At 71.6% G+C, this 24618-nt stretch carries 27 protein-coding genes; 12 read left to right on the forward strand and 15 right to left on the reverse strand.

All coding sequences use genetic code 11. The features are described from left to right. Positions 1-18: 18 nt before the first annotated feature. The 4 genes from BN4251_RS16265 to BN4251_RS16280 all read right to left on the reverse strand — a co-directional run bounded on the left by BN4251_RS16265 (position 19) and on the right by BN4251_RS16280 (position 4073). On the reverse strand, positions 19-783 hold the full coding sequence (locus tag BN4251_RS16265; RefSeq protein WP_087486051.1) for an iron ABC transporter ATP-binding protein: 765 nt from the start codon (positions 781-783) through the stop codon (positions 19-21). Then, positions 780-1937 (reverse strand): iron chelate uptake ABC transporter family permease subunit, encoded by a 1158-nt coding sequence (locus BN4251_RS16270; RefSeq protein ID WP_087486052.1) that lies wholly within the window; start codon positions 1935-1937, stop codon positions 780-782. The genes BN4251_RS16265 and BN4251_RS16270 overlap by 4 nt, the downstream gene beginning before the upstream one ends. Then, positions 1930-2928, reverse strand: coding sequence for an ABC transporter permease (locus BN4251_RS16275; protein WP_087486053.1), 999 nt, complete (start codon positions 2926-2928; stop codon positions 1930-1932). Before BN4251_RS16275 ends, BN4251_RS16270 begins: the two co-directional genes overlap by 8 nt. Positions 2929-3068: 140 nt before the next feature. Continuing rightward, entirely contained in the window at positions 3069-4073 is a 1005-nt protein-coding gene (locus BN4251_RS16280; protein WP_087486054.1) for a siderophore ABC transporter substrate-binding protein, read from the reverse strand. Between the two features lie 263 nt (positions 4074-4336). Here BN4251_RS16280 and BN4251_RS16285 point away from each other — a divergent pair, with 263 nt between their 5' ends. After that, positions 4337-5290, forward strand: coding sequence for a hypothetical protein (locus tag BN4251_RS16285; RefSeq protein ID WP_087486055.1), 954 nt, complete (start codon positions 4337-4339; stop codon positions 5288-5290). A gap of 7 nt (positions 5291-5297) precedes the next feature. Here BN4251_RS16285 and BN4251_RS16290 read toward each other — a convergent pair whose 3' ends face one another. Next, positions 5298-5714, reverse strand: coding sequence for a DoxX family membrane protein (locus BN4251_RS16290; RefSeq protein WP_087486056.1), 417 nt, complete (start codon positions 5712-5714; stop codon positions 5298-5300). Positions 5715-5837: 123 nt separating this feature from the next. Here BN4251_RS16290 and BN4251_RS16295 point away from each other — a divergent pair, with 123 nt between their 5' ends. Continuing rightward, a complete protein-coding gene (locus tag BN4251_RS16295) occupies positions 5838-6701 on the forward strand; it encodes a DMT family transporter (protein ID WP_087486057.1) in 864 nt (287 codons plus the stop codon). A 43-nt stretch (positions 6702-6744) separates the two neighbouring features. Here the strand turns inward: BN4251_RS16295 and BN4251_RS16300 are convergent, their stop codons facing one another. Then, entirely contained in the window at positions 6745-7572 is an 828-nt protein-coding gene (locus tag BN4251_RS16300; RefSeq protein ID WP_087486058.1) for a methyltransferase domain-containing protein, read from the reverse strand. A gap of 247 nt (positions 7573-7819) precedes the next feature. Here BN4251_RS16300 and BN4251_RS16305 point away from each other — a divergent pair, with 247 nt between their 5' ends. Both BN4251_RS16305 and BN4251_RS16310 read left to right on the forward strand, forming a co-directional pair. Then, positions 7820-9292, forward strand: a complete 1473-nt coding sequence (locus BN4251_RS16305) for a purine-cytosine permease family protein (RefSeq protein WP_087486059.1) — start codon at positions 7820-7822, stop codon at positions 9290-9292. After that, positions 9289-9855: a cysteine hydrolase family protein gene (locus BN4251_RS16310; RefSeq protein ID WP_087486060.1), complete on the forward strand. Its 567-nt coding sequence runs from the start codon at positions 9289-9291 to the stop codon at positions 9853-9855. Before BN4251_RS16305 ends, BN4251_RS16310 begins: the two co-directional genes overlap by 4 nt. Before the next feature lie 7 nt (positions 9856-9862). Here BN4251_RS16310 and BN4251_RS18380 read toward each other — a convergent pair whose 3' ends face one another. Further along, a complete protein-coding gene (locus BN4251_RS18380; protein ID WP_087486061.1) occupies positions 9863-10552 on the reverse strand; it encodes a recombinase family protein in 690 nt (229 codons plus the stop codon). A 192-nt stretch (positions 10553-10744) separates the two neighbouring features. Between BN4251_RS18380 and cmtR the strand changes: the two genes are divergently transcribed. The 4 genes from cmtR to BN4251_RS16335 all read left to right on the forward strand — a co-directional run bounded on the left by cmtR (position 10745) and on the right by BN4251_RS16335 (position 13522). Next, positions 10745-11104: a Cd(II)/Pb(II)-sensing metalloregulatory transcriptional regulator CmtR gene (gene cmtR / locus BN4251_RS16320; RefSeq protein ID WP_082157299.1), complete on the forward strand. Its 360-nt coding sequence runs from the start codon at positions 10745-10747 to the stop codon at positions 11102-11104. Beyond that, entirely contained in the window at positions 11101-11703 is a 603-nt protein-coding gene (locus tag BN4251_RS16325; RefSeq protein WP_016997609.1) for a cadmium resistance transporter, read from the forward strand. Before cmtR ends, BN4251_RS16325 begins: the two co-directional genes overlap by 4 nt. A gap of 432 nt (positions 11704-12135) precedes the next feature. After that, the gene (locus BN4251_RS16330; RefSeq protein ID WP_087486062.1) at positions 12136-12684 is read left to right on the forward strand and encodes a DUF488 domain-containing protein; all 549 of its coding nucleotides are present in this window, start codon (positions 12136-12138) and stop codon (positions 12682-12684) included. Positions 12685-12742: 58 nt separating this feature from the next. Further along, complete coding sequence (locus BN4251_RS16335) at positions 12743-13522, forward strand: SDR family oxidoreductase (RefSeq protein WP_087486432.1); 780 nt, start codon at positions 12743-12745, stop codon at positions 13520-13522. 6 nt (positions 13523-13528) lie between these two features. Here the strand turns inward: BN4251_RS16335 and BN4251_RS16340 are convergent, their stop codons facing one another. The 6 genes from BN4251_RS16340 to BN4251_RS16370 all read right to left on the reverse strand — a co-directional run bounded on the left by BN4251_RS16340 (position 13529) and on the right by BN4251_RS16370 (position 18740). Then, on the reverse strand, positions 13529-13708 hold the full coding sequence (locus tag BN4251_RS16340; protein WP_087486063.1) for a hypothetical protein: 180 nt from the start codon (positions 13706-13708) through the stop codon (positions 13529-13531). Further along, positions 13692-13940 carry a hypothetical protein gene (locus BN4251_RS16345; RefSeq protein ID WP_245810393.1) on the reverse strand — a complete coding sequence of 83 codons (249 nt, stop codon included), beginning with the start codon at positions 13938-13940 and terminating at the stop codon, positions 13692-13694. The genes BN4251_RS16340 and BN4251_RS16345 overlap by 17 nt, the downstream gene beginning before the upstream one ends. Before the next feature lie 41 nt (positions 13941-13981). Next, on the reverse strand, positions 13982-15244 hold the full coding sequence (locus BN4251_RS16350; RefSeq protein ID WP_087486064.1) for an amidohydrolase family protein: 1263 nt from the start codon (positions 15242-15244) through the stop codon (positions 13982-13984). A gap of 14 nt (positions 15245-15258) precedes the next feature. Then, positions 15259-16941, reverse strand: a complete 1683-nt coding sequence (gene hutU / locus BN4251_RS16355; protein ID WP_087486065.1) for a urocanate hydratase — start codon at positions 16939-16941, stop codon at positions 15259-15261. Between the two features lie 110 nt (positions 16942-17051). After that, a complete protein-coding gene (locus tag BN4251_RS16365; protein ID WP_087486067.1) occupies positions 17052-17840 on the reverse strand; it encodes an IclR family transcriptional regulator in 789 nt (262 codons plus the stop codon). A gap of 45 nt (positions 17841-17885) precedes the next feature. Then, positions 17886-18740: a formate/nitrite transporter family protein gene (locus BN4251_RS16370; RefSeq protein ID WP_087486433.1), complete on the reverse strand. Its 855-nt coding sequence runs from the start codon at positions 18738-18740 to the stop codon at positions 17886-17888. A gap of 81 nt (positions 18741-18821) precedes the next feature. On the opposite strand from BN4251_RS16370, the gene hutG reads away from it, so the two are divergent. After that, positions 18822-19850 carry a formimidoylglutamase gene (gene hutG / locus BN4251_RS16375; RefSeq protein WP_087486068.1) on the forward strand — a complete coding sequence of 343 codons (1029 nt, stop codon included), beginning with the start codon at positions 18822-18824 and terminating at the stop codon, positions 19848-19850. A 158-nt stretch (positions 19851-20008) separates the two neighbouring features. Here hutG and BN4251_RS16380 read toward each other — a convergent pair whose 3' ends face one another. Continuing rightward, positions 20009-20932, reverse strand: a complete 924-nt coding sequence (locus BN4251_RS16380; RefSeq protein ID WP_087486069.1) for a sulfite exporter TauE/SafE family protein — start codon at positions 20930-20932, stop codon at positions 20009-20011. Between the two features lie 139 nt (positions 20933-21071). Here BN4251_RS16380 and BN4251_RS16385 point away from each other — a divergent pair, with 139 nt between their 5' ends. Continuing rightward, positions 21072-22220, forward strand: a complete 1149-nt coding sequence (locus BN4251_RS16385; protein WP_087486070.1) for an aminoglycoside phosphotransferase family protein — start codon at positions 21072-21074, stop codon at positions 22218-22220. Positions 22221-22302: 82 nt separating this feature from the next. Next, a complete protein-coding gene (locus BN4251_RS16390) occupies positions 22303-23091 on the forward strand; it encodes a fructosamine kinase family protein (protein ID WP_087486071.1) in 789 nt (262 codons plus the stop codon). Between the two features lie 7 nt (positions 23092-23098). Here BN4251_RS16390 and BN4251_RS16395 read toward each other — a convergent pair whose 3' ends face one another. Beyond that, a complete protein-coding gene (locus BN4251_RS16395) occupies positions 23099-23920 on the reverse strand; it encodes a helix-turn-helix domain-containing protein (protein WP_087486072.1) in 822 nt (273 codons plus the stop codon). 119 nt (positions 23921-24039) lie between these two features. Between BN4251_RS16395 and BN4251_RS16400 the strand changes: the two genes are divergently transcribed. Continuing rightward, positions 24040-24612, forward strand: coding sequence for a maleylpyruvate isomerase family mycothiol-dependent enzyme (locus tag BN4251_RS16400; RefSeq protein ID WP_087486073.1), 573 nt, complete (start codon positions 24040-24042; stop codon positions 24610-24612). Positions 24613-24618 lie beyond the last annotated feature (6 nt).

Here is a 24618-nt window from a genome sequence, read left to right on the forward strand (position 1 = left end):
CGAACCGGCGGCTCCGGCTCAGTAGTAGACCGCGAGCGGCCCCGTCGGCCCGTCGATGACCTGCACCGGGGTGTCGAACACGCGGGTGAGGACGTCGCCGCTCATGATCTCGTCGACCGGTCCCGCCTCGACCACGCCGCCGTTCTTCATGGCGATGATGTGGTCCGCGTAGTGCGCGGCGAAGTTGATGTCGTGCAGCACCACCACGATGGTGCGCCCCAGCTCGCGCGCGGCATCGCGCAGCCGCCCCATCATCTGCACGCTGTGGCGCATGTCGAGATTGTTCAGCGGCTCGTCCAGCAGCACGTACTCGGTGTCCTGGGCGAGCACCATCGCCACGTAGGCCCGCTGACGCTGGCCTCCCGAGAGCTGGTCGAGGTAGCGGTCCTCGAGCTCGTCGAGGTTCAGGAAGTCGATCGCCTCGGTGATCTTCTGCTCGTCGAGCTTGGTCAGGCGCCCCTTGGAGTAGGGGAAGCGGCCGAAGCCCACCAGCTGGCGCACGGTGAGGCGGGTGATGAAGTGGTTCTCCTGGCGCAGCACCGAGAGGATCTTGGCGAGGTCCTTCGAGGCGGTCGAGGAGATGTCGTACCCGGCCACCTCGATCGAGCCCTCGTCGATGCCCAGCAGGCGACCCACCATGGTGAGCATCGTGGACTTGCCCGCCCCGTTCGGTCCCACCAGGGCGGTGACGCCGCCGGAGGGGATCTGTGTGGTGACCGGGCCGATGGTGACGGTCTCGGCACCCGAGGTGTAGCGCTTCTGCACGGCGTCGATGGTGATCACAGGCGCCCCTTCCGCATGATGACGAGGAGGAACACGGAGCCTCCGACGAGTTCGATGATGATGGAGACCACGCCCTGCGCGTAGAACACGTGGTTCATCACGAAGTAGGCGCCGGCGAGGACCACGAAACCGGTGAGCGCACCGATCGGGAACAGCAGGCGATGGTCATGGGTTCCGGCGAGCTGGTAGGTGAGCGTCGCGACCAGGAAGCCGAAGAAGGTCATGGGGCCGACGAGGGCGGTGGAGACCGCCATCAGGATCGAGACCAGCACCAGCATGCAGATGGTCTGGCGGCCGTGGTCCACGCCCACGTTGATGCACACGTCGCGGCCCAGGGAGATGACGTTGAGCCGGCGCGCGTTGGCCATGATCAGCAGCCCGGCGATGGCGATCATCGGGATGGCGTAGGGCAGGTACTCGGAGCTCGCGTTGGTGACGGAGCCGAACAGCCGGGCGGTGAGCACGTCGAACTCGCTCGGGGTGAGCAGGCGCTGCATGAAGGAGGAGACCGCCCCCATGCCGCCACCGATGATGATGCCCACCAGCAGCATCACCTGGATGTTGGCGTACTTGCCGCGCAGCAGCCAGCCGTAGAGCAGCACCGACAGTCCCACCATCAGCGCGACCTGGAGCAGGAACTGCCCGGTGCCCTGCAGTGCGACCACCCCGGCCACGCCGAGGGTGTACACGGCGGCCGTCTGGATCACGGTGTAGAGGGATTCGAAGCCCATGATCGACGGGGTGATGATGCGGTTGTTGGTGACGGTCTGGAAGGTGATCGTGGCGACCGACTGGCAGAACGCGACCATCGCCATCACCACCAGGTTGGTGGTACGCATCTCGGCGATCAGCCAGAAGCCGCGCGAGCCCGGGGGCATCGGGTTGCCGACGGCGAGCAGGCCGGAGGCGAAGGCGAGGGCGAGCAGCGTCAGCGACACGAGCACGATCAGGTAGCGCCGACGGGAGCGCGCATCGGGGAACGCGCCGGAGCCTCCGCGCACGCGGCGGGGCGCGCCGATCACCTCGAGGTCGCCGACGAGGTCCGCCGGGGACGTACTGACCTCGGGGCTGGTGCTCTCGTCCTCGACGGCGGTGAACCGACGCTCGCCGTGGTGGGTCAGGACGCGCTGCGGGGCGGGGTGGCGGTCAGCCATGTCGACGCTGCCTCGTCAGCAGGAGGATGAACACGGCCGCGCCCACGATCCCGAGGATCAGGGAGACCGGCACCTCGAAGGGCATGATGATGGTGCGCCCGATCAGGTCGCAGACGGTGACGATCGCGATGCCCAGCAGGCACACCCAGGGCAGGTTGGAGCGGAGGTCGTCGCCGCGGATCATGGAGACCACGTTGGGCACGATCAGGCCAAGGAACGGCAGATTGCCCACCACCACGGTGACCACGCCGGTGGCGATCGCGACCAGCCCGGTGCCCATCAGCAGCACTTGCTGGTAGTTCACGCCCACGTTGGTGGCGATGTCCTCGCCGAGCCCGGCGACGGTGAGGCGGTCGGCCACGATGAACACGGCGACGCCGACGAGCAGCACGATCCACAGCACCTCGTAGCTGCCGCGCAGCACGGAGGTGAACGAGCCCGCGAACCAGACGCCGAGGTTCTGTAGTGCGTCGAACTGCAGCGCGATGAAGGTGGAGACGGAGCCGACCACCGCGCCGAGCATGATCCCGATGATCGGCACGATCAGCGAGCTGCGCAGGGTGACCTTGCGCAGGAACAGGAAGAACACCATCGTGCCCACGAAGGAGAAGATGATCGCGACGGTCATCTTGGTCAGCAGGCCTGCCCCCGGGGCGATGATCATCACCGCGATCAGGCCCAGACCCGCCCATTCGGTGGTGCCGGTGGTGGAGGGCTCGACGAAGCGGTTCTGCGTCATCAGCTGCATGATCAGCCCCGACATCGCCATCGCGGCGCCGGCGAGCACCAGGGCGATGGTGCGGGGGATGCGCGTGATCGCGAACATCTGGGCGCCGTCGTCTGCCCCGAAGATGTCGTAGACACCTGTGAACAGGGAGGCGACCAGCAGCAGTGCGACCACGGCAATGCCGATGACGAGCTTGCCGTCGATCAGCTTTTCCCGACCGCGCCGCGCCAGGGGCGGTGCGGCGGTCAGCGTGGGAGAGGACATCGGTTCTCCTGGAGGGGGAAGAGGGCGGGCCGATCGCGTCGCGGTCCCGGCGCCTCCGGTGACGATACGCGGACGCACTGCACGGCGGGCGGGACTTCCGGGGTCCTGCCCGCCGTGCGGTGCTCAGCGCGGGACGTGGCTCAGGCCTTCGCCTCGAGCGCGTCGGCGAGCGAGTTGAAGAACTCGGTGTAGGTCTGGATGGACTCGTTGGTGTAGGTGTCCGCGGGCATGTAGACGATGTTGCCCTCGGCCACGGCGGTCACCCCGGCGAGCGCCTCGGAGGAGTCGAGCAGCTCGTTGGCCGGGGTGTACTCCGGGTCGTCGGCGGAGACGGCGGCGTCGCGGTCCATCACCAGGATCCAGTCCGGGTTCGAGTCGGCGATCGCCTCGACGGAGATGTCATCGCCCTGGTGGTCGTCGCTCGACCCCTCGACCTCGAGCGCGGGGGCCAGTTCGAAGGCGTCGAAGGTCCAGCCGAGCGCACGGCCCAGGCCCGGGGCGATGTAACCGATCTCGCCGCCGGAGGTGTTCACGGCCATGACGGTGTCGGTGCCGTTGTAGGCGGCGGAGACGCGCTCCATGGCGGCGTCGAGGTCCGCGGCGAGGGTCTCGGCCTCGCTCTCCTTGCCGAAGATCTGGCCGAGCACGGAGACCTGGCGCTTGAGCTCCTCGGCGAAGGGCTGGTCGTCGCGGGGGTCGAGCTCGAGGATGGTCGCGTCGGGCGCGAACTTCACGAAGTCATCGTGGAAGTCGGCGAAGCGCTGCCCGTTGATGATCAGGGTGGGCTCGGCGGCGACGACGGCCTCGAGGTCGGGCTCGCGGTGGCTGCCCAGGTCGATGATCGACTCATCGTCCTTGAGGGGGTTGGTCGACGGCATCAGCGTGCGCGCGGCGGCGGTGAGGGTGACACCCCAGTCCGCGAGGGTCTCGAAGGTGCGGTTGTCCGTCGCGACCACGGAGGCCGGCGGGATCTCGACGCTCTGGGGGCCGTTGTTGTCCTCGACCTCGATCGTGCCCTCACTGGACTCGCCTCCGGCAGCAGGTGCATCGGTCCCCTCCGCTCCTCCGCCGCAGGCGGTCAGGACGAGGCCGAAGGCTCCGGCAGCGGACAGGGCGCCGAAGTGGCGGCGAGTGAAAGTGGCCATGTGACCGTCTCTTTCTCGGATCGGGCGCCGTGTGCTCGACACCCTGGGAAGCAGGACGCTACTGAGGTTAGCCTCACCTGTTTCATTTGCACCACCCGGCGGTTGCGTTATTTGGGGAACGTCACCGATTCGTGCTGTGAGGTCGCTCTCACACCGGTGGTCGAACCCCGCCGATCGACCCCTCGGGCGGGCCGCTAGGGTGGGCTCCGGCGCAGCGGCGCGGGGCCGCTCGCCGTGGACGACAGCGCTCCGAGGGGGATCGCATGAACGACCGGAACGGACCGGGCGGGCCGGAGCTGCCCGATTTCTCCGGCGGGGGCGGGTCGGGCCCGGCCCCGCAGCTGCCGGACTTCGCCGGTCGCAGCGAGGGGAGCGCGACCCCGTCGGCCCCAGGACCCGACGGCCCGCGCGGGGGCGGCCGCAAGGGGCTGTGGCTCGCCGCCGGACTGGGCGGAGCGGGCTGCGTGACGGTACTGATCATCGTGCTCGCCCTGGTGCTCTCGCAGACCTTCTTCGGCCCCGACCCCGAGGAGCCGAGCACGGGAGCCGGCACCACCAGCACGCAGGAGGATCCCGAGTCGGATCGCCCCTCGGAGTACGTGCCCACCGAGGAGGAGACCGACGAGGCCGAGGGTGAGATCACCATGGCCGAGCAGCCCACCGTCGAGTGCACGATCCTCGAGAACTCGCCCAGCACCGAGCAGGTGGCGGGCGCGGTGCGCGGCGGAGGACTCGAGTTCACCGCGGTCGACGGGTGGGACGTGGGCACCGACTGGAGCGGCTCTTCCGCCTACCAGGTGGACGCGCACTGGGCGCATCAGGCGGTGGAGAACGGCTGGTACTCGACGTCCTCGGTCGCCGCGGTCGAATGGCCGCAGGAGGAGGGTGGATACCCCGGGGCGAAGGAGACCGCGCGCGCGATCTTCCAGTGCGGCGTGAGCCGTGAGGACGTCCAGGCGATCTACGGCTCCCCCGCCGAGCTCGTGGACTACCGCGAGGAGTCCACCACGATCGACGGCCATCCGGCCTGGGTGGTCAGCGCCGATGTACAGCTCGCCGACGCCGCGATGTTCCACACGACCGATGCCTGGCGCCTGGTGGTGATCGTGGTGGATGCCCCGGCCGGGCCGGCCGTCTTCCACGGCGGCGCGGCCGTCGGACACGAGCAGCAGGTCGCGGACCTCGAGGTGATGGTGGAGAGCCTGCGGGTGCTCTGATCCCGGCTCAGTCCTCCGCGGTCTTCTTCCCCTCGGACAGCAGCAGCGCCGCGGCGATCGCGAGCAGCCAGCTGTCCTTGGCGAGCGAGGTGCCGTCCTGGGTGGGGCGCACGCCGTCCGCCTCGGTCATGCCGGGGGTGCGCAGGTACATCGACATCATCGAGCCGGAGAAGGCGGCCAGGCCCAGGCCGGCGACCTTGCGGGGCACGAAGGGCAGCAGCAGGGAGGCGCCCACGGCGATCTCGCCGTAGCTGAGGAACTTCCCGAACTGCTCGGGGGTGAGCTTGCCCAGCGGGGGCACGCCCTGGGCGGCCATGCCCTGGAGCGCCTCGGCCATCTCGGCGGGCATGCCGAGCTTGCCGATGCCGGAGTTGAGGATGAAGGCGCCGGGGACGGCGCGCAGGACGGCGGTGCTGAGGGACATGGGGATCCTTCCAGGAGAACTCTGTTTCATTTTCAACCATACGTCCGTGGGGCGGCGCTGTCGACCCCCGCCTGCGCGCAGACACGAGACTGGGACGATGACCTTCTCCCCCGCCGGACCGCGATGAGCACGATCGCCCTGGCCATGGTGCTGCTGGCCGCGCTCTGCCACGCGATCTGGAACCTCGCGGCGAAGCGGGTGGGAGAGGGAGGCTACGCCTTCGTGTGGCTCTACGACCTCGCCTCGGTGGCGCTGTGGGCGCCGCTCGCCGTCGGTGTGCTGATGGCCTCCGGGATCGGGCTGTCCCCGACGCTGCTGCTGGCCACCGCCGTCTCCGGGGTGCTCCACATCGCCTACCAGCTCGCCCTCCAGACCGGCTACGCCCGGGCGGACCTGGGGATCGTCTACCCGGTGGCCCGCGGTGCGGGGCCGGTGCTGAGCATGGCGGTGGCGATCCTGGTGCTCGGCGAACGGCCCGGCTGGCTGGCCGCCGCGGGCGCGCTGGTGGTGGTGGCCGGGATCGTGGTGGTCGCGACCGGCCGCTCCGCCGCGGGCCGGCACGGGGTGCGCGCCGGCGTGGCCTGGGGCGCCGCGACGGGGCTCGCGATCGCGGCGTACACCCTGTGGGACAGCTTCTCGGTCACCGTGCTCGAGGCTCCGCCGATCCCGTACTTCGTGATCAGCTGCCTGTGGCAGGTGGTGCTGCTGACCCCGCAGCTGCTGCGCGGCCACCGGAGCAGCATCCGGCCGGTGCTGGTGCGGCACTGGCGCGAGATCGCGCTGGTCGCGGCGCTCTCCCCGCTCGCCTACGTGCTGGTGCTGACCGCGATGCGCACCGCGCCGGTCTCGCTCGTGGCCCCTGCCCGGGAGTCGAGCATCGTGGTGGGATCGCTGCTGGCCTGGTGGCTGTTCAGGGAGCCGGATCTGTGGCGCCGCCTGCTGGGCGCGGGGATCGTGCTGGGCGGGATCGTGCTGATCGCGCTCTGAAGGATCTGAAGGGCCGCGCGGGGGCGGCGCGGGAGGCGCGGCCTCAGGCGCGCGCGATGATCTCGCCGTGCAGCAGGACGAACCAGGCCTCGCGCTGCTCGGCCCAGTCCCGGAAGCCCTCGGCGAGCGCGGCACGCTCGTCGGCGTCGGCCCATCCCTCGTGCTCGAGCTGCTCGGCGAAGGGCCCGACGACCAGGCGCCCGGCACAGGTCGAGGCCCAGCCGCGACGGGTCTCGGGAGTCGCGTGCAGCCAGGTCGAGGCACTCGGGGAGACCTCCTCGAAGCCGGCCTCGTGGGCCCAGGCCAGCAGGCGCCGCCCGGCGTCCGGGGTGCCGCCGTTGCGGCGTGCCGCCCGCAGGTAGAGGGCGAGCCAGCGCTCGAGGGAGGGCAACTCGGGCCACCACCGGAAGCCCTCGTAGTCGCTGTCGCGCACCGCGACGATCCCGGCCGGGCGGGTGACGCGGCGGAACTGCTCGAGCGCCCTCACCGGGTCGGACAGATGCTGGAGCACCTGATGAGCGTGGACCACGTCGAAGGAGTCGTCCTCGAAGGGGAGTCGGTGCGCATCGCCCACCCTCACCTCGACCTCGCCGAGGCCCTGCCGCGCGAGCTCGGTGCGGGTGATGGCCGCGGCGCCCTCGTGCACCTCGAGTGCGACCACGCCGGAGGGGCCGACGATCCGGGCGAGGTCCGCGGTGAGGGTGCCGGCGCCGCTGCCCACGTCCAGCAGGCGCATCCCCTCCTCCAGGTGCGGCAGCAGGTGCGCGGCGGAGTTCTGCGCGGTGCGGTGGCGGTGGGAGGCGAGCACCGCCTCGCCGTAGCCGTGCGTGTAGAGGCCGCCGCCCTCGATCCCCTCGAGCTGCTCGTGCATGCGGCCGAACCTAACGGCGCCGCTCCTCTCCCACCAGGGACGCCCGGGCAGCGGACGCCCCAGCCGTCAGCGGGCGTCGTCGGGGGCCGACGGGCTGGGCGGGGCTCGCGCCGTCCTCTTCCCGTCCCGCGCCGCGCCCTTGCCGAACACTTCCTGTCGCATCGACATGCACTCGTGGGAGACTGCAGGGCAGTCCGAGTCTTCCCTCCCTCCAGGCCCAGCGGGCCCTTTCCTCCCCGGAGCTGCCATGACCGCACCCGAGAACTCTTCCGCGACCGCACCGATCGGCGGCCTCGGAGTCATCGAGACCGCCGGCATCGAGATCATCGCCGAGTCGGAGCGGACCGCGAAGCCGCGGGATCTGATCTGGCCCTGGTTCGCCGCGAACGTCTCCGTGTTCGGGATGAGCTACGGCTCCTACCTGATCGGCTTCGGCATCAGCTTCGTGCAGGCCACGATCGTGGCGGTGATCGGCATCGTGATCAGCTTCCTGCTGTGCGGTCTGGTCGCGATCGCCGGCAAGCGCGGCAGCGTCCCCACGATGGTGCTCTCGCGCGCCGCCTTCGGGGTGCACGGGCAGAAGGTGCCCGGTGTGGTCTCGTGGCTGACCTCGATCGGCTGGGAGACGGTGCTGGCGATCTCCGCGGTGCTCGCCACCGCGACCGTGCTGGACGTGCTGGGCATCGCCTCGGGCACCGCGGTGACGGTGATCGCCGCGATAGCGATCGCGGCGCTGATCGTCGGCGCGAGCGTGCTGGGCTATCACACCATCATGCGCCTGCAGTCGATCCTGACCTGGGCGACCGGCGCGATGACCATCCTGTTCATGATCCTCACGATCCCGCACATCGACTGGCAGGCCGTGGCCTCGATGCCGCACGGCTCCCCGCAGGCGATGATCGGCGCGCTGGTGATGGTGATGACCGGCTTCGGCCTGGGCTGGATCAACATCGCCGCGGACTGGTCGCGCTACCAGAAGCGCTCGGCGTCGGATGGCTCGATCGTGCTGTGGAACACCGTGGGCGGGGCCGCCGCCCCGGTGGTGCTGGTGATCTTCGGCCTGCTGCTGGCCGGCTCGGATCCCGCGCTGAACGACGCCATCGGCGGCGACCCGATCGGCGCGCTGATCACGATCCTGCCGCTGTGGGCACTGATCCCGTTCTGGATCGTGGCGGTGCTGACCCTGGTCTCCGGCGCGGTCCTGGGCATCTACTCCTCGGGGCTGACGCTGATCAGCCTGGGCATCGACATCCCCCGCCCGGCCGCCGCCGCGATCGACGGGCTGATCCTCACCGTCGGCACCATCTGGGTGGCGTTCTTCGCGACCAGCTTCATCGGCCCGTTCCAGAGCTTCCTGATCACGCTCGGCGTGCCGATCGCGGCCTGGGCAGGGATCCTGATCGCCGACGTGCTCTCGCGCCGCGCCGCCTACGACGAGCGGGCGCTGTTCGACCCCACCGGCCGCTACGGCGCCTTCGACTGGACCTCGATCCTCACCATGGTGATCGCCTCGGTGCTCGGCTGGGGCCTGGTGCTGAACTCCGACGCCGAGGCCGCCCCGTGGAACAACTGGCAGGGCTACCTGCTGGACGCGTTCGGGCTGACCGAGACCAACTGGGCGTACTCCAACATCGGGGTGCTGCTCGCGCTGGTGCTCGGCTTCGCGGTGACCTTCGTGGCACGGCGGGGGAGGATCCGCGCCCAGGAGCAGGGCGCATGAACTCCGCCCCCTGGCTGCTGGTGATCGATCCGCAGCGGATCTTCGCCGATCCCTCCTCCGAGTGGTGCTCGCCGTTCTTCCCTCCCGCGATGGAGAACATCGCACGTCTCGCGGCGGCGGTGGGCCCGGAGCGCACGCTGGTCACCCGCTGGCTGCCGACGGCGGATCGTGAGACCGCCTGGGGCGACTACTACCGCGCCTGGCCCTTCGCGGACGTCTCGCCGGAGGATCCGCGCTACGAGCTGGTGGAGGCGGCCCGAGGTCTCTCCGCCCATCCCACGATCGATGAGCCGACCTTCGGGAAGTGGGGGTCGCAGCTCGCCCAGCGTGTGGGCTGGGAGCAGAACCCGCGCACGCATCTGCTGGTCACGGGCGTGACCACGGACTGCTGCGTGATCTCGACGGTGCTGCCTGCGGCTGATGCCGGGGTGCGCCTGACCGTGGTCACCGACGCGGTCGCCCACTCGGCCGCGGAGAACGGGCCACCGGCGCTGCACACCATGAGCCTGTTCCCGCCGCAGGTGGACCTGCGCAGCACCGATCAGGTGCTCGGCGGGGCCTGACCGAACCTCACCAGCGGTTGGTGACATCCTCGGCGAAGCCCTCGATGCCGTCGACGCTGACCCGCTCACCCTGGTCTCCGAGCTTCTCGATCTGCAGCTGGAGCCCGGGGGCACGGCCGGAGGCGTTCCCGGACCCGAGGGAGCCGGGCAGGCTCGCACCGATCCCGAACGGGACGATGGCCAGCTTCTGGAGCACCTCTCCGCTCTCCCGGTCCAGCAGCCACACCGAGTGCAGCGCGATGTAGTCGACGTGGGAGACAGTCACCGCGAGGATGTGCCGCTGGGTGATGACGTTCCAGTACTCCCAGCGCTTGTTGCGGCCCCAACGCCGACGGCCTCCCTGGCGTGCACCGATCCCGGAGGTGTTGTGAAGGGGCTGCCGCACGTTTTGGTGACAGTTAGGGTCGTAGACGCTGCCTCCGAGACTGAGCGCCACTCCCTTGATGGTGAGCTCGTCCGCGATGTCCCTCGCGTCCGGGAGCGAGCGGGCCAGCCGGTCGAGCTTGGTCACCACCAGGGTGTCGCCGTCCCGGGTCGCGGCCAGCGCTTCGCGCAGCCCGGGCCGGGCGCGGGTCGTTCCGGTCAGGCCGTGGTCGAAGTAGATGTTCTTGTTCTCGACTCCGAGGCGCTCGAGTGCTTCCCGTTGGGCGGAGAGGTCTTGCTCGAGAGTCGAGACGCGCGCGTAGCCGACATGCATGTCCCCAGAATTGCAGTTGCCCTCCACTCACCGCCGATGTCACCGTACGGGTCTTGCGTACATGACGATCCCTCATAAAAAGTCGTCGAGGAGGAAGCTCGCACGACGTACGGTGAAGGATCCCCTTACGGGCATGCGATCTGGGCTGACGCCCGCGACCGAGTGTTCAGTGCGTGCTGTATAGTTCAGTGCATGCTGACTATTGCTTCGCGTCTCGACGTGATGAACCGCCTGGGTCGTGCACTGGCCGACCCCACTCGATCCCGGATCATCTTGACCCTGCTCGACCATCCCGCTTACCCGGCGGAACTGGCCCGAGATCTGGACCTGACACGCCCGAACGTGTCCAACCACCTGGCATGCCTGCGCGATTGCGGGATCGTCGCCTCCGAGCCCGAGGGTCGTCGGACACGATATGAGATCGCCGATTCGCACCTGGCGCAGGCGCTGACGGCACTGGTCGATGCCACCCTGGCAGTGGACGAAGACGCCCCGTGCATCGATCCCGCCTGCTCGCTTCCCGGATGCGACGCAGCTGGGGAGGGCGCATGATCCTCACCTCGGTCTTGCAGGCGATGGGCCTGTTCGCAGCGACCAACATCGACGACATCATCGTGCTCTCCCTCTTCTTCGCGCGAGGGGCAGGCCAGCGCGGCACTACCGCCCGCATTCTGGCCGGCCAGTACCTCGGATTCGCCGGCATCCTCGGTGCCGCGGTCCTGGTGACCATCGGCGCCGGAGCATTCCTGCCCTCGGCAGCCATCCCGTACTTCGGTCTCATCCCTCTGGGCCTCGGCCTCTGGGCCGCATGGCAGGCCTGGCGCGGAGACGATGACGACGATGACGACGAGGCCAAGGTTGCCGGCAAGAAGGTCGGCGTGTGGACAGTCGCAGGCGTCACCCTTGCCAACGGCGGCGACAACATCGGCGTCTACACCCCTGTCTTCCTCAGCGTGGAACCTCTCGCAGTAGTCGCCTACTGCATCGTCTTCCTCGCGCTCGTCGCGGTCCTGGTGGCCCTGGCAAAGTTCGTCGCCACCCGCCCCCCGATCGCCGAAGTGCTCGAACGCTGGGAGCACATCCTCTTCCCCATTGTTCTCATCGGCCTCGGCATCGTGATCCTCGTCAGCGGTGGAGCCTTCGGACTCTGACGTAGCGGCAGCGATCCAAACGGCCCCGACTGGGCGCACCCCTCTCGGTTCAGACCGCGACACCTACCTGCAGCCAGTCCTGCGTGATCGCGGCAACAAGACCGCCACGGAGCGCTGCAAAAACCCTGCCACCAAGCGAACGAAGCCACAGAGGTGTCGTGCAGCTGGGTGCGGGTGAAACCGAGGGCGCCCGGGTTCAGGCCGCCGTCAGGGCCGGTCAGCGGCATCGGGGTGGTGATCTCGCGCTCTGGCTGCATGGGGGTCCTCCGGGGTTCTGAGGCCGAGTGCACGTGGCGCTCTCCTCGGATCAGCGGCACTGCAGGTGCCGAGGTGCGGCCCGGTCAGCGGGGGCCGGTGACAGCTTGGCCGGCCCGTGCGCCGAGAACCGCGAGTTCCTGGGCGGGAGCGGCCAGCGGGCCGGATACTGGATCGATGACTGCATCACTGCTGACCGTCGGCCACGGCACCCTGGAGCGCGAGGAGCTCGCCGAGCTGCTGCGCGGCGCGGGGATCGAACAGCTGGTGGACGTGCGCCGCTTCCCCGGCTCCCGCACAAACGACGCCGCCGCCCGCGGCGCGGTGCAGGAGGTCTGCGCCGAGGCTGGCATCGGCTACCGCTGGGACGAGCGGCTGGGCGGCCGGCGCCGGCTCACCAAGGACGAGGACGCCGCCTCCCCCGACACCTGGTGGCGGGTGAAGCAGTTCCGCGCCTACGCCGGCTGGACCCGCAGCGAGGAGTTCCGGGCCGGCATCGAGGAGCTGCGCGGCGACCTCGCTCACGCCCGCACCGCGGTGATGTGCTCGGAGGCGGTGTGGTGGCGCTGCCATCGCCGCCTGATCGCGGATGTGATGCTGCTCGAGCACGGCAGCGAGGTGCTCGATCTGATGCACTCCGGGAAGCAGACCCCGCACGCGCCGAGCGAGGGGGCGCGGCTCGGCGAGGACGGGCACGCGGTCTGGGACCTGCCTGACGAGGGCTGAGCCACGGCCCGGCGTGAAAGCGCTGGCGGTCGCGCCGCACGCGCTCTACCGTCGGCCCATGCACTTCGCCTCCCCGCTCCCCCGCACCGCCCTGCTCACCGGCGTCGGCCGCCGCCGTGGCATCGGCGCCGCGATCGCCCGCGGACTCGCCGCCGACGGCTACGACCTGGCCCTGAACTATCACGCGCCCTATGACCAGCGGGTGCTCGGGGAGGCGGCCGACGTCGAGCTGCTCGCCGAGGAGCTGCGCGGGCAGGGACGGCGCGTCGTGCTGGTCCCCGGCGACCTCGAGGACCCCGCCGCCCCTGCAGCCGTGGTCGACGCCGCGCGCGAGGCGCTCGGGACGCTCGGCGCGCTCGTGACCTGCCACTGCGAGTCGGTGGACTCCTCGATCCTGGACACCACGGTGGAGAGCTTCGATCGGCACTACGCGGTGAACGTGCGCGCCACCTGGCTGCTGCTGAAGGCCTTCGCCGAGCAGGTGGCCCCGGGCGCCGACACCCCTGGCGGGGCGATGATCGCGCTGACCAGCGACCACACCGTGCACAACCTGCCCTACGGCGCGACCAAGGGGGCGCTGGACCGCCTGGTGCTGGCCGGCACCCATGAGCTCGCGGAGCGCGGGATCCGCACCAACGTCATCAACCCCGGGCCGATCGACACCGGGTGGATGGATGACGAAGTGCGAGCAGCCTGCGAGGCGCAGACCCCGGGCGGGGAGATCGGCGGCACCGGCACCGTCGCAGATCTCGTGCGCTTCCTGCTCTCGGAGCAGGGCGCATGGATCCGCGGCCAGCTGCTGCTCTCCAACGGCGGTTTCGCGACCCCGGCGCTCTGAGGGGCCTCAGGACCCCTCGGCGCGGTGCTCGGCCGGCACGGTCCCGCAGCGCCAGCAGGGCGCCGACGGGTCCCTCGCCCTGTCACCCTCGGGGACCGCGCCGCACTCGGGGCAGAGCAACCCGCTCCAGCAGGCCGCGTCCCCGGCGGAGAGATCCAACGGGTCCTGGTCATCCTGTGCATCCATCATCAGCTCCTCCCGGCGCGTGCTTCGAGGCTACGCCGCCCTGCAGCAGCAGGTGCGCGAGCGGTGCGGTGATCAGGATCGTGAGCACCACCCGCTCGAACCACAGCAGCACCAGGCGCCCCACGCTCACCGGGATGGAGGTGGCGAGGATCGAGGGCACCAGCGCCGAGAAGAACACGATCCGGGAGGCGGTCGGCGCCGCGTCGGGGACGGTCGGGGCCGGGGCCTCCATGAGCTGCGGTCGTCATCGTCGACGGCCTCCTCAGGTGGGGGTCAGGACCGCGGGATCCCGGCACGCACCACCCGGTGGGTGAGCGGCATGCCGGGGCGGTAGGCGAGGTGGATCGCCGCGGGGGCATCGAGCACGTGCAGGTCGGCGCGGGCGCCGACGGCGAGGTGGCCGACGTCGCTGCGCCGCAGGGCGAGGGCCCCGCCGCGGGTGGCGGCGCGGAGCGCCTCGTCCAGGGACAGATGCATCTGCAGCACGGCGGTCGCGACGCAGAAGCTCATCGAGCTGGTGTAGCTGGTGCCGGGGTTGCAGTTGGAGGCGATCGCGATCTGCGCGCCGGCGTCGAGCAGGTCCCGGGCGGGGGCGAGCGGGGCGCGGGTGGAGAGATCGCAGGCGGGCAGCACGGTCGCGACCGTCGGCCCCTGATCGACCGCGAGCCTGCCCGGCGCGTCCCCGGCGGCGGTGGGCCGGGAGGCGGTCGCGGCGAGGGCCTCGAGATCGGCCGACGCGAGGTGGTTGAGGTGGTCCACGCTCGCGGCGCCCAGCTCTGCGGCGAGCTGGACGCCGCCCGAGCGGCCCAGCTGGTTGCCGTGCACGCGCAGGCCCAGGCCGGCCTCCGCGCCGGCGCGCAGCACCCGCTCGGACTGGGCGGGGTCGAAGGCGCCCTCCTCGCAGAACACGTCGATCCAGCGCACGTGCGGGGCGACGGCGGCGAGCATCTCGCCGGTGACCAGGTCGACGTACTCCTCGGCGCGGCCGGCGAACTCGCCCGGCACCAGGTGCGCGCCGAGGAAGGTGCCCTCGTCGAGCTCACCGGCCGCGACCAGCGCGGAGACCAGGCGCGCGGCCTCGAGCTCGTGCTCGACGGTGAGGCCGTAGCCGGTCTTGGTCTCGAGCGTAGTGGTGCCTCCCGCGACCGCCTCGGCGATCCGGGCGCGCACCAGCGCGGTCAGGCGCTGCGGGGAAGCGGCGCGGGTGGCCTCGGTGGTCACGCCGATGCCGCCGGCCTGGTAGGCGCGGCCCGCCATGCGGGCCTCGAACTCCGCGGCCCGGTCCCCGTCGAAGACCAGGTGGGAGTGGGAGTCCACCCAGCCGGGCAGCACGGCGCGGCCGCCGAGATCCTCGGCATGATCGGCCGACGGGGCCTGCGCGGCGGGCCCGATCCAGGCGATCGTGCCGTCCTCGATCACCAGGGCCGCCTCGCGCAGGACCTGCTCCTCGGCGACGCCGCCCGGGCGGGCGGGGTCATCGAGGGCGGGATCCAGGGTCCACAGCTCGGAGATGCCGGTGAGCAGGGTGCTGGTCATGGCGGGCTCCTCGCTCAGTCCCGGCGCACCGGGGTCATCGGCACGCGCACGCCGCGCTCGTGGGCGACCTCGTCGGCGCGGGAGTAGCCGGCGTCGACGTGGCGGATGACGCCCATCGCGGGGTCGTTGGTCAGCAGGCGCTCGAGCTTCTGGCGGGCGAGCGGGGTGCCGTCGGCGACGCCCACCTGGCCGGCGTGGATCGAGCGGCCGATGCCCACGCCGCCGCCGTGGTGGATCGACACCCAGGTGGCACCCGAGGAGGTCGAGGTCAGCGCGTTCAGCAGCGGCCAGTCCGCGATCGCGTCGGAGCCGTCGAGCATGGATTCGGTCTCCCGGTAGGGGGAGGCGACGGAGCCGGAGTCGAGGTGGTCGCGGCCGATCACGATCGGGGCCTTGACCTTCCCGTCGCGCACCAGGTCGTTGAAGAGCATGCCGGCCTTGTGCCGCTCGCCGTAGCCGAGCCAGCAGATGCGGGCGGGCAGGCCCTCGAACTCGACGAACTCCTCCGCCGCGTCGAGCCAGCGGTGCAGGTGCTCGTTGTCGGGGAAGAGCTCCTTGAGCGCCGCGTCGGTGACCGTGATGTCCTCGGGGTCGCCCGAGAGCGCGACCCAGCGGAAGGGTCCGAGCCCCTCGCAGAACAGGGGCCGGATGTAGGCGGGCACGAAGCCGGGGAACTCGAAGGCGCGGTCGTAGCCGGCGTGGCGGGCCTCGTCGCGGATGGAGTTGCCGTAGTCGAACACCTCGGCGCCGGCGTCCTGGAACTCGACCATGGCCTGGACCTGTCGGGCCATCGCCTCGCGGGACTTCTTGGTGAAGCCCTCGGGGTCGGCGTCGGCCTCGCGCTGCCAGTCCTCGACGGTGATCTCGGAGGGCAGGTAGCTGAGCGGGTCGTGGGCGGAGGTCTGGTCGGTGACCACGTCGATGTGCAGGTCACCGGCCCTGTGACGCTCGAGCAGGGCGGGGAAGACCTCCGCCGCGTTGCCGACGATGCCGAGGGAGAGGCCCTGCTTCGCCTCCTTGGCGGCGTTCGCACGGGCGATCGCGTCCTCGAGGTCGTCGGCGATCTCATGGAGGTAGCGCTTGCCGACGCGCCGCTCGAGGCGGGTGCGGTCCACGTCCACCATCAGGCACACGCCGTCGTTGAGGGTGACGGCCAGCGGCTGCGCGCCGCCCATGCCGCCGCAGCCGCCGGTGAGGGTGATGGTGCCGGCGAGCGTGCCGCCGAAGCGCTTCTGCGCGACGGCCGCGAAGGTCTCGTAGGTGCCCTGGAGGATGCCCTGGGTGGCGATGTAGATCCAGGACCCGGCGGTCATCTGCCCGTACATCATCAGGCCCTCGGCCTCGAGCCGCCGGAACTCGGGCCAGGTGGCCCAGTCGCCGACCAGATTGGAGTTGGCCAGCAGCACGCGCGGAGCCCACTCGTGGGTGCGCAGCACGCCGACGGGCTTGCCGGACTGGACCAGCAGGGTCTCGTCGTCCTCGAGGTCCTCGAGGGTCTCGACGATCGCGTCGAACGCCTCCCAGGAGCGGGCGGCGCGGCCGGTGCCGCCGTAGACGACGAGGTCGTCGGGGCGCTCGGCGACCTCCGGGTCGAGGTTGTTCATGAGCATGCGCAGCGGTGCTTCCGTCTGCCAGGACCTGGCGCTGAGGGCAGTGCCGCGGGCGGCGCGGACGGGGCGGGCTCCGGGAAGGGACATCTTCGGCTCCTTGTGCGGGGACTGCTCGGGGTGTTCCCTCCAGGACACCACCGCCGACGGGGCGGGTCGAGAGGGGGCGGAGAGGCTTCTGTCCGGTATCCCGGACGGGCTCAAGGGGTCGGGGGCGAGGGACGGCGCCCGCCCAGGCGGCGGGTGATCTCCTCGGCGGCGGCACGCACGGCGGCCGCACAGCGCTCCCGCTCCTCGCGCGAGGTGCGCGCCTCCTCGAAGGTGAGCGCGACCGAGGCCGCGGGCCAGCCCGCATGGTCGTGCACCACCGCCGCGACCGAGGCCAGCTGCTCGGTGACCTCGCCGGACTCGTGCGCGATCCCGTCGGCCCGCACCCGGGTGAGCAGCTCGCGCAGGTCGCGGGGACCTTCGGGGCCGGGCACGGCGGTGCGGGAGGTGAAGTCCTCCCGGGTGCCGAACAGGGCGCGCAGCTGGGCGGGCGGGAGCTCGGCGAGGATCGCGCGGCCGCTCGCGGTCAGGTGCGCGGAGAGCCGCACCCCGACGTCGGTGACCAGGCTGGGGCGGTTCCGGGCGCGCTCCTCGACGATGTAGAGCACGTCCCTCCCGTGCAGCACCGCGAGGTGCCCCGACTCCCCCACCTCGTCCACCATCGCCTCGATCACGCGCCGGCCGATCCGGGCCAGCGGCTCCTGGCGCAGGTAGGCGCCGGAGAGCTCATGCGCGGCCGGCCCGAGCCCGTACGCACGCTCCTGGCCCAGATGCATCACGTAGCCGTGCTCGACGAGGGTGGCGAGCAGGTCGTAGGTGCGCGAGCGCGGCAGGTCCAGCTGCTCGGCGATCCGTGCGGCGGGCACCGGGGAGCGGCGCGAGGCGAGGAAGGTGAGCAGGCGCAGCGTCGCGTCTGCCGCGGGGACCTTCGGGGTGTCCATGCCCGGCAGGATGCCAGATCCGGGCGGCCGACGGGCTGCTGCCGCTCAGCCCTCTGCCCGGCCGGGCGCGGCACCCTGTCTGGCGCGCTCCTTCTGCACCAGCTCCCAGGTGCGCACCAGACGCGGCGCCGTGAGGATCACGAGCCCGCCGAGCATGTTCAGCGGGATCACCCACAGGCACCACACCAGCCAGTCGACATAGGGGATGTCCGCACCGGCGTGCATCGCGCCGAAGATGATCGCCGACGTCAGGGCGCCGTGGTGCATCGCGAGCCCCACCACGAGGAAGCCGGAGATCAGCGAGTTCGCCAGCGTCGCGATCCCCTCGTTCGATCCCTGGTTCATCCGGGTGATCAGCGTGATCGTGAACCCCGCCAGCACGGCGAGGGAACCGGTCTCGAGCGTGAGCCCGTCCTCCATGTAGCCGCTCGCGGACTCCACCAGCAGGTCATCGAACCGCGGGAACGCCGCGACCACCAGCCAGGTGAACGCCCAGCCGCCGGCGAGGTTCGTCACCAGCGTGGTCCCCCACAGCCGCAGCAGTTGGACCCAGCTGCCGTGACGGGCGACGACCGCGTTGATCGGGACGAGGAAATCCTCGGTGAACAGCTCCGAGTGCGCGAGCCGCAGCGCGTACAGCCCGATCCCGAAGGCGAGACCGCCCAGCAGCTTCGATCCCGTCACATCGAGCACGGCCAGCATCGCCAGCAGGCCGATGCCCACGTCGATCCCGCCGAACAGGCCCGTCACGATCAGGGCACGCCAGGTGCGGTTCAGACGGTTGGCCCCTTCGGTGACCGTCCTCTCGAACTCCTCGACCAGCGCATCCTCGACGGGCTCGTCGCTCGCGCCGAGCTGGGACCGCTCCTCGGCCTCGGACTTCCTCCCGTGCTCCGGCATCGGCTGCTCGCTCTCGTGGGGGTGCTGCGGAGTGTCATCATGGCATCGCATCTGATCCGCGCGAGGAGGCGAGGAGCCCCGATGACCGATCGGTCCACATCCCCGAGCACCGGCTGGTCCGGGCGCCATGACGACGACGGCCCCGAACACGCCCGCTGGCACCAGGCGGTGCAGCTCGTCTCCGGCGCTCCGGGCGCTGACCCGGATCCCGCCGCGGACCACGTCACCGTGCTGGGCTTCCGCACCGAGGAGGGGGTGCGCCGCAATCGCGGGAGGGTCGGTGCGGCCGACGGGCCCGCCGCGCTGCGCCGGGCTCTCTCGCCCCTCGCCCTGCACGGCCCGCTCGCGCGCGGCGAGGTGGGCCTGCACGACCTGGGTGATGCGGAGACCGTCGGCGAGGACCTCGAGGGCGGCCAGGCCGCGGCCGCGGCGCTCACCTCCGCGGCGCTCGATCGGGCCGGCTCCCGCCTCGCGGTGGTGCTCGGCGGCGGCCACGAGACGGCCTGGTCCTCGTATCTGGGGCTGGTGGGCTCCGGCCTCGGGCCGCGTGCCGGGCAGCGCTGGGGCGTGCTGAACCTGGATGCGCACTTCGATCTGCGCGAGGCGCCGCGACCCACCTCCGGCACCCCGTTCGCGCAGATGGCAGCGGCTGAGCAGCAGGTGGGGCGCGAGCTCCGCTATGCGGTGCTGGGGATCGCCGAGCCCTCCAACACCGGGGTGCTGTTCGCGAGGGCGCAGCGGCTCGGGGTGCGCTGGTGGACCGATCAGCAGTGCCTCGAGGCGGGCGCCGAGGGGATCACGCGCTTCGTCGAGGAGTTCGCCGCGGGGCTGGACGTGCTCTACCTGACCATCGACCTCGACGTGCTGCCCGCCGCGGTCGCGCCCGGGGTCTCCGCCCCGGCCGCCTACGGGGTGCCGCTGCCGCTGATCGCCGCCGCGGTGCGCGCCGCGGCGCGCAGCGGGAAGCTCGCGCTGCTGGACGTGGTGGAGCTGAATCCATCGCTCGACATCGACGGGCGCACCGCCCGCACCGCCGCCCGACTGATCGACGACGCGGTGCGCCCGTCGATGTCGAGCGATGGATTCAGCTCCACGTCAGGATGTGTATAAGGGCCAGCCGGCATACGGGCCGCGCCTCTCCACCGGGTGCGCTGACGGGTGCTGGCTGTACAGCGCTGCCTACGGCGATATCGGCATACACATCGCCCCTGATCCCGTACCCGACCATCCCGTGGTCGCGGCAGCGCGGGAGGGCCCCCTGGCGCTGCTCAGCCGAGCAGGGTCTGGTACAGCGTCACCGCGGCCACGCCGCCGAGCAGCGTGGCGAAGGCGAGGGTGAGGGTGGAGGGGCGGGCCTTGGCCGAGAGAGGCCCGCCGAGCATGCCGCCCACGGCGGAGCCGGCCGCGAAGACGAGCGTGGTCACCCACTCCACCTGCACGTCGGTACCGAGGCGGGCGAGCAGGCTGGTGAGCGTCGCGATCACCATCACCAGCAGGCTGGTGCCGGAGGCATGACGCATCGCCAGGCCCAGGGCGATCACCAGCATCGGCACCACGATGAAGCCGCCGCCCACCCCGAAGAAGCCGGTGAGGAAGCCGGTGAGGGTCGCCGCGGCGATCACCGCACCGAGGCGCGGGGACGGGACGGGCGCAGGGCTCAGGGGCAGCTCGGGCTCGCCGTGGTGGAGGTGGATCCCGTCGGCTGTCTCGACGGTGTCGGGCCCGGGCTGGTCGAGCACGGGATCGTCGTGGATCGCGACCGGCTCCTCCGACTCCTGCGCGGCGGCCGAGGAGTGGGCGGCGGCCTCGGCCTGCTCGGCGCGCCTGACGCGCAGAGCGCGGCGCAGCATCGCGATCGCGACGCCCACCAGCAGGATGCCGAACAGGGTCAGCAGCAGCTGCTCGGGCATCAGCACGGACAGGCGCGAGCCCACCACGGCGCCCACCACGGAGACCCCCGCGAACACCAGCCCGTTCTTCCACTCCACATTGCCCTGACGGATGTGGTGCGGGAGGCTGAACAGCGCGGTGATCAGCACGATCACCAGGCTCGAGGCGGCCGCGGTGTGCGCGGGCATGCCCAGCAGGAACACCAGCACCGGCACGGCGAGGATGCCGCCGCCCGCACCGAGCGCCCCCACCACGATGCCCACGCCCAGGCCGACGGCGACGGCGACGAGCACGAGTTCCATGGGCGATGTCCTTGCAGGCGGAAACGAGCGCCGGCGGATCCCGGCGCAGCGCCCGCAGCAGCTCTGCCGTGCGGGCGCGGGGCCATGGTATCGAGGGCCCGCCTCGGTAGGATCAGGGGATCCACGGACAGGAGCCCCCATGGCGCACCACCAGGCAGAACTCCCCTCGGCGCTGCCGGATCCCGCCTCGCCCGCGATGGGCGAGCTGCTCGCGCAGGCCTGGCGCGAGGGCACCCTGGTGCTGCCGCTGCGCGAGGACTCCTCCCCTGTGCGCCTGCCGGGGCTGCACAAGTCCGTGCTGCCCTCCTCGCTCTCCGGGCGGGCACGGGTCGCGCTCGCGGGCGTCGGCGAGCGCTTCGCCGCCTGGTGCGTGATCCCGCAGGAGAACGCGCCGGTGATGGTGCGGATCCCGCATGTCACCCCGGCGGAGCTGCATCAGGACCTGGCCCATGAGATCGCGGCGCTCACGCTCGCCCCGGCGGACGTCGGCCCCGAGCCGATCGCGGTGCACGACGACGCCGCGACCAGCCCCCTCGGCCACCCCTTCGTGGTCACCTCCGAGATGCCCGGCGCGGCGGCCTCGCCCGCCGCGTGGACGGGCGCGCACCTGCGGGCCCATGCCGTGCATCTGGCGCGCCTGCACTCGGTGCCCGCGCCGGGCCGCGGCCCGGTCACCCTCGGCACGGATCCGTGGGCCGCGGTGCCCACCGGGCCGCAGCCCCTGCTGCCCGAGGTGGAGGAGGAGATCGCGGCCTGGCACGAGGCGCACGGACCCGTGATCGCGGAGCACGACCTCGCCCCGCTGCTCGAAGCGGCGCACGCGGTGGTGGCCGCCTCCGAGGCGGAGATCGCGCAGCTGGACGGGTACGTTCTCGCCCACGGCGACCTGTGCTCGACCAACATCCTGTGGGACGGGACGGACGCGCTCACCGGCGAGCCGAAGGTCGCGTACATCGACTTCGAGTGGGCGCAGGGCGATGACCCGGCCCGCGATCTCGCCAACATCGGCGGCGCGGTGCACGGCGGCCCCTGGTACGTGCCGCTGACGGAGGAGCAGGTCGAGGAGTTCGTGCGCACCTATGTGAGCGCACGCGGCGAGGAGGGCGACGTGCCCGAATCCGTCGCGGACACCGCCTCCCTGCGTCACCGGATGCGGGCCTGGACCGCCTACGAGCGCAGCGCGATGCTGGTGCACGTCGCCTCGCGCGCCGCCACCCGGGCCACGCACCGCCGGGTGCTGCCGCAGCTGCGCGCCACGCTCGCCCGCGAGCTCGGCATCGACCGCTGAGCCGCACCTCGTGCGGGGCCCCGTCGTGCCCCGCGCCACGGCGGGTGGTGCCCGCGAGGGGTCCTCTGCGTACGGTGGGCGCATGAGTGACTTCGTGAAGAGTGCCGAGAACGCCCCCAAAGGCTATGTCGCGGCTGAGGCCGCAGGCCTCCGCTGGCTCGCCGAACCGCAGGTGGTGCCCGTGGTCGACGTGCTCGAGGAGGGGAAGGACTCGCTGCGTCTGAGGCGGTTGGAGTCCGTCGCGCCGACGGCGGAGGCCGCGCGCGAGCTGGGCCGGGGCCTGGCCCGGCTGCACGGCGCCGGCGCTCCCGACTTCGGCTGGGCTCCCGCGGAGCCCGCCTTCTTCGGTCCTCTCGAGAGCCCCTTCGTGGTCGAGACGGCTCCGCGGGCGGACTTCGTGGACTACTGGGCGGAGGACCGGCTGCGCCCGCTGGCCGATGCGGTCACCCGCACTCTCGGGGCCGACGGGCACGACACCGTCGACGAGGCGATCGACGTGATCGCCGACGGCGCCTTCGACGGCATCAGCGGCCAGGGCATGGAATCCCCCTCCCGCGTGCACGGCGACCTGTGGTCGGGGAACCTGCTGTGGACCGCGGACGGCGCGACCCTGATCGATCCCGCCGCGCACGGAGGTCACCGGCTCGAGGACCTCGCGATGCTGTCCCTGTTCGGGGCGCCCCACCTCGAGGAGATCTTCGAGGGCTACGAGGCGGAGCATCCGATGCCCGGCGACTGGGAGCAGGACCTTCCCGCGCACCTGTTCTTCGGGCTGCTGGCCCATGTGAAGCTGTTCGGCGAGGCGTATGTGGACCAGGCCGTCGCCACGGCCGAGACGATCATCGCCCGGGCCGAGCAGCTGGGGTTCTGAGGGTCCCTCAGCTCTCGTCGCGCCACCGCCTCGCGAACTCCCCCGGGGTCGATCCGGTCGATGTCCGGAAATCGTGGGTGAAGTGCGACTGATCGGCATAGCCGAGGCGTGCGGCCAGCTCGGCGAGCTCCTCCGTGCCGCGCAGGGCGCCGGCAGCCTCGTGGAGGCGTCGCCGACGGATCAGCCACGCCGGGGTGAGGCCGAGGCGGCGGGAGACGAGGCGCTGCAGCGACCGCTCCCCGAGCCCGAACCTCTCCCCCAGCTGCCCCACGGTGAGCAGCGAGGAGTCCCCCTCGACCTCCTCGACGATCGCGTTGATCAGGAGGTCCTCCTCGCCGGGTACGCCGAGCCGCTCGAGCCGCTCCTCGACCAGCGCGCAGCAGGCCGCGTGGGTCTCCTCGGCGGACGGGTCCTCGGCCATGAGCACGCGCACCGGCTCGGTGAGCCCCGCGAGGGCCGGGATCTGTTCGAGGTCGCAGTGCGTGCCCGCGAGGTCCCGCAACGTCCCCGGAGACAGCACCGCCCCGGCCGCCGGCGCGAACATGGTCCCGAATCCCCATGACCGCCCTTCGAGCACGGTCGTGGACAGCCCGGGGTTCGGGCCGACGAATCGTGAGTAGCCGGGTGTGGTGATCGACAGGCACACCGGGTACTGCAGGACCCGCTGCGCAGCGCTCTCGCCGTCGGGGACGTCCCATACCGGGATCCAGAAGCGTCGGAGCCAGGCCCGCAGGGGCTCGGGAGGGAGCCGCCGTGCGATCGTGAAGCGGCGATCGTTCGGGTCACGCAGATGGGCTCGCTCGATGTCATCCGGCGCGCGGGAGGGCATGGCGCGAGAGTAGCGCCGCGCAGCCGGGGGTGTCGGGAATCCACAAGACCCGCTCGCCTCCGCTCCGTACCGTCGTCCTCGCGCCCGTAGGGACGGGTGCGGCGACCCCAGGAGGAGACATGACCACATCCACGCCGTCCACCCCCGGCACCGAGCTGCACACCCGCTGGCGCGGGCTGGCCGCCCCGTTCACGGCGGAGGTGGAGGCCGTGACCGCGTGGGACGCCTCGAGCCCGTGCAAGGGCTGGAGCGCCCGCGACGTGCTCGCCCACGTGATCGGCACCGAGCGGGAGTTCCTCGCGAAGGCGGGCCTGCTGCCGGGCGGCGGTGCGGAGGCCGAGGCAGAGGACCCCGCCGCCCGCTGGGCCGCGCATCTGGCCGAGGTCGATGCCCTCCTCGCGGATCCGGAGACTGCCGCTCGCCCTCATGACGGGGCGTTCGGTCCGACGACCGTCGGCGCTGTGCTGATCGAGTTCTACGGCTTCGATCTGGTCGTCCACCGCTGGGACCTGGCACGGTCGCAGGGCCGCGACGCCCGCCTGGCGGCGGAGGAGATCGCGATGATCGACGCGAACGTCGACGGCTGGGGCGAGCACGCCTATGCCCCCGGCGTCTTCAGCCGGCCGCTCACGGTGCCGGACGGTGCGGACGAGCAGACCCGCGTGCTCGCCCGCACCGGCCGGCGGGGCTGACCCTCA

Origin of the sequence: Brachybacterium massiliense (assembly GCF_900184245.1) — a bacterium.
Lineage (GTDB): Bacteria > Actinomycetota > Actinomycetes > Actinomycetales > Dermabacteraceae > Brachybacterium > Brachybacterium massiliense.

Bases quoted from the DNA above. Each gene is read 5' to 3' on its own strand.
- BN4251_RS16270 (WP_087486052.1), bottom strand. From the start codon at position 1,937: ATGGCTGACCGCCACCCCGCCCCGCAGCGCGTCCTGACCCACCACGGC.
- BN4251_RS16275 (WP_087486053.1), bottom strand. From the start codon at position 2,928: ATGTCCTCTCCCACGCTGACCGCCGCACCGCCCCTGGCGCGGCGCGGT.
- BN4251_RS16280 (WP_087486054.1), bottom strand. From the start codon at position 4,073: ATGGCCACTTTCACTCGCCGCCACTTCGGCGCCCTGTCCGCTGCCGGA.
- BN4251_RS16285 (WP_087486055.1), top strand. From the start codon at position 4,337: ATGAACGACCGGAACGGACCGGGCGGGCCGGAGCTGCCCGATTTCTCC.
- BN4251_RS16290 (WP_087486056.1), bottom strand. From the start codon at position 5,714: ATGTCCCTCAGCACCGCCGTCCTGCGCGCCGTCCCCGGCGCCTTCATC.
- BN4251_RS16295 (WP_087486057.1), top strand. From the start codon at position 5,838: ATGAGCACGATCGCCCTGGCCATGGTGCTGCTGGCCGCGCTCTGCCAC.
- BN4251_RS16300 (WP_087486058.1), bottom strand. From the start codon at position 7,572: ATGCACGAGCAGCTCGAGGGGATCGAGGGCGGCGGCCTCTACACGCAC.
- BN4251_RS16305 (WP_087486059.1), top strand. From the start codon at position 7,820: ATGACCGCACCCGAGAACTCTTCCGCGACCGCACCGATCGGCGGCCTC.
- BN4251_RS16310 (WP_087486060.1), top strand. From the start codon at position 9,289: ATGAACTCCGCCCCCTGGCTGCTGGTGATCGATCCGCAGCGGATCTTC.
- BN4251_RS18380 (WP_087486061.1), bottom strand. From the start codon at position 10,552: ATGCATGTCGGCTACGCGCGCGTCTCGACTCTCGAGCAAGACCTCTCC.
- cmtR (WP_082157299.1), top strand. From the start codon at position 10,745: ATGCTGACTATTGCTTCGCGTCTCGACGTGATGAACCGCCTGGGTCGT.
- BN4251_RS16325 (WP_016997609.1), top strand. From the start codon at position 11,101: ATGATCCTCACCTCGGTCTTGCAGGCGATGGGCCTGTTCGCAGCGACC.
- BN4251_RS16330 (WP_087486062.1), top strand. From the start codon at position 12,136: ATGACTGCATCACTGCTGACCGTCGGCCACGGCACCCTGGAGCGCGAG.
- BN4251_RS16335 (WP_087486432.1), top strand. From the start codon at position 12,743: ATGCACTTCGCCTCCCCGCTCCCCCGCACCGCCCTGCTCACCGGCGTC.
- BN4251_RS16340 (WP_087486063.1), bottom strand. From the start codon at position 13,708: ATGGATGCACAGGATGACCAGGACCCGTTGGATCTCTCCGCCGGGGAC.
- BN4251_RS16345 (WP_245810393.1), bottom strand. From the start codon at position 13,940: ATGGAGGCCCCGGCCCCGACCGTCCCCGACGCGGCGCCGACCGCCTCC.
- BN4251_RS16350 (WP_087486064.1), bottom strand. From the start codon at position 15,244: ATGACCAGCACCCTGCTCACCGGCATCTCCGAGCTGTGGACCCTGGAT.
- hutU (WP_087486065.1), bottom strand. From the start codon at position 16,941: ATGTCCCTTCCCGGAGCCCGCCCCGTCCGCGCCGCCCGCGGCACTGCC.
- BN4251_RS16365 (WP_087486067.1), bottom strand. From the start codon at position 17,840: ATGGACACCCCGAAGGTCCCCGCGGCAGACGCGACGCTGCGCCTGCTC.
- BN4251_RS16370 (WP_087486433.1), bottom strand. From the start codon at position 18,740: ATGCCGGAGCACGGGAGGAAGTCCGAGGCCGAGGAGCGGTCCCAGCTC.
- hutG (WP_087486068.1), top strand. From the start codon at position 18,822: ATGACCGATCGGTCCACATCCCCGAGCACCGGCTGGTCCGGGCGCCAT.
- BN4251_RS16380 (WP_087486069.1), bottom strand. From the start codon at position 20,932: ATGGAACTCGTGCTCGTCGCCGTCGCCGTCGGCCTGGGCGTGGGCATC.
- BN4251_RS16385 (WP_087486070.1), top strand. From the start codon at position 21,072: ATGGCGCACCACCAGGCAGAACTCCCCTCGGCGCTGCCGGATCCCGCC.
- BN4251_RS16390 (WP_087486071.1), top strand. From the start codon at position 22,303: ATGAGTGACTTCGTGAAGAGTGCCGAGAACGCCCCCAAAGGCTATGTC.
- BN4251_RS16395 (WP_087486072.1), bottom strand. From the start codon at position 23,920: ATGCCCTCCCGCGCGCCGGATGACATCGAGCGAGCCCATCTGCGTGAC.
- BN4251_RS16400 (WP_087486073.1), top strand. From the start codon at position 24,040: ATGACCACATCCACGCCGTCCACCCCCGGCACCGAGCTGCACACCCGC.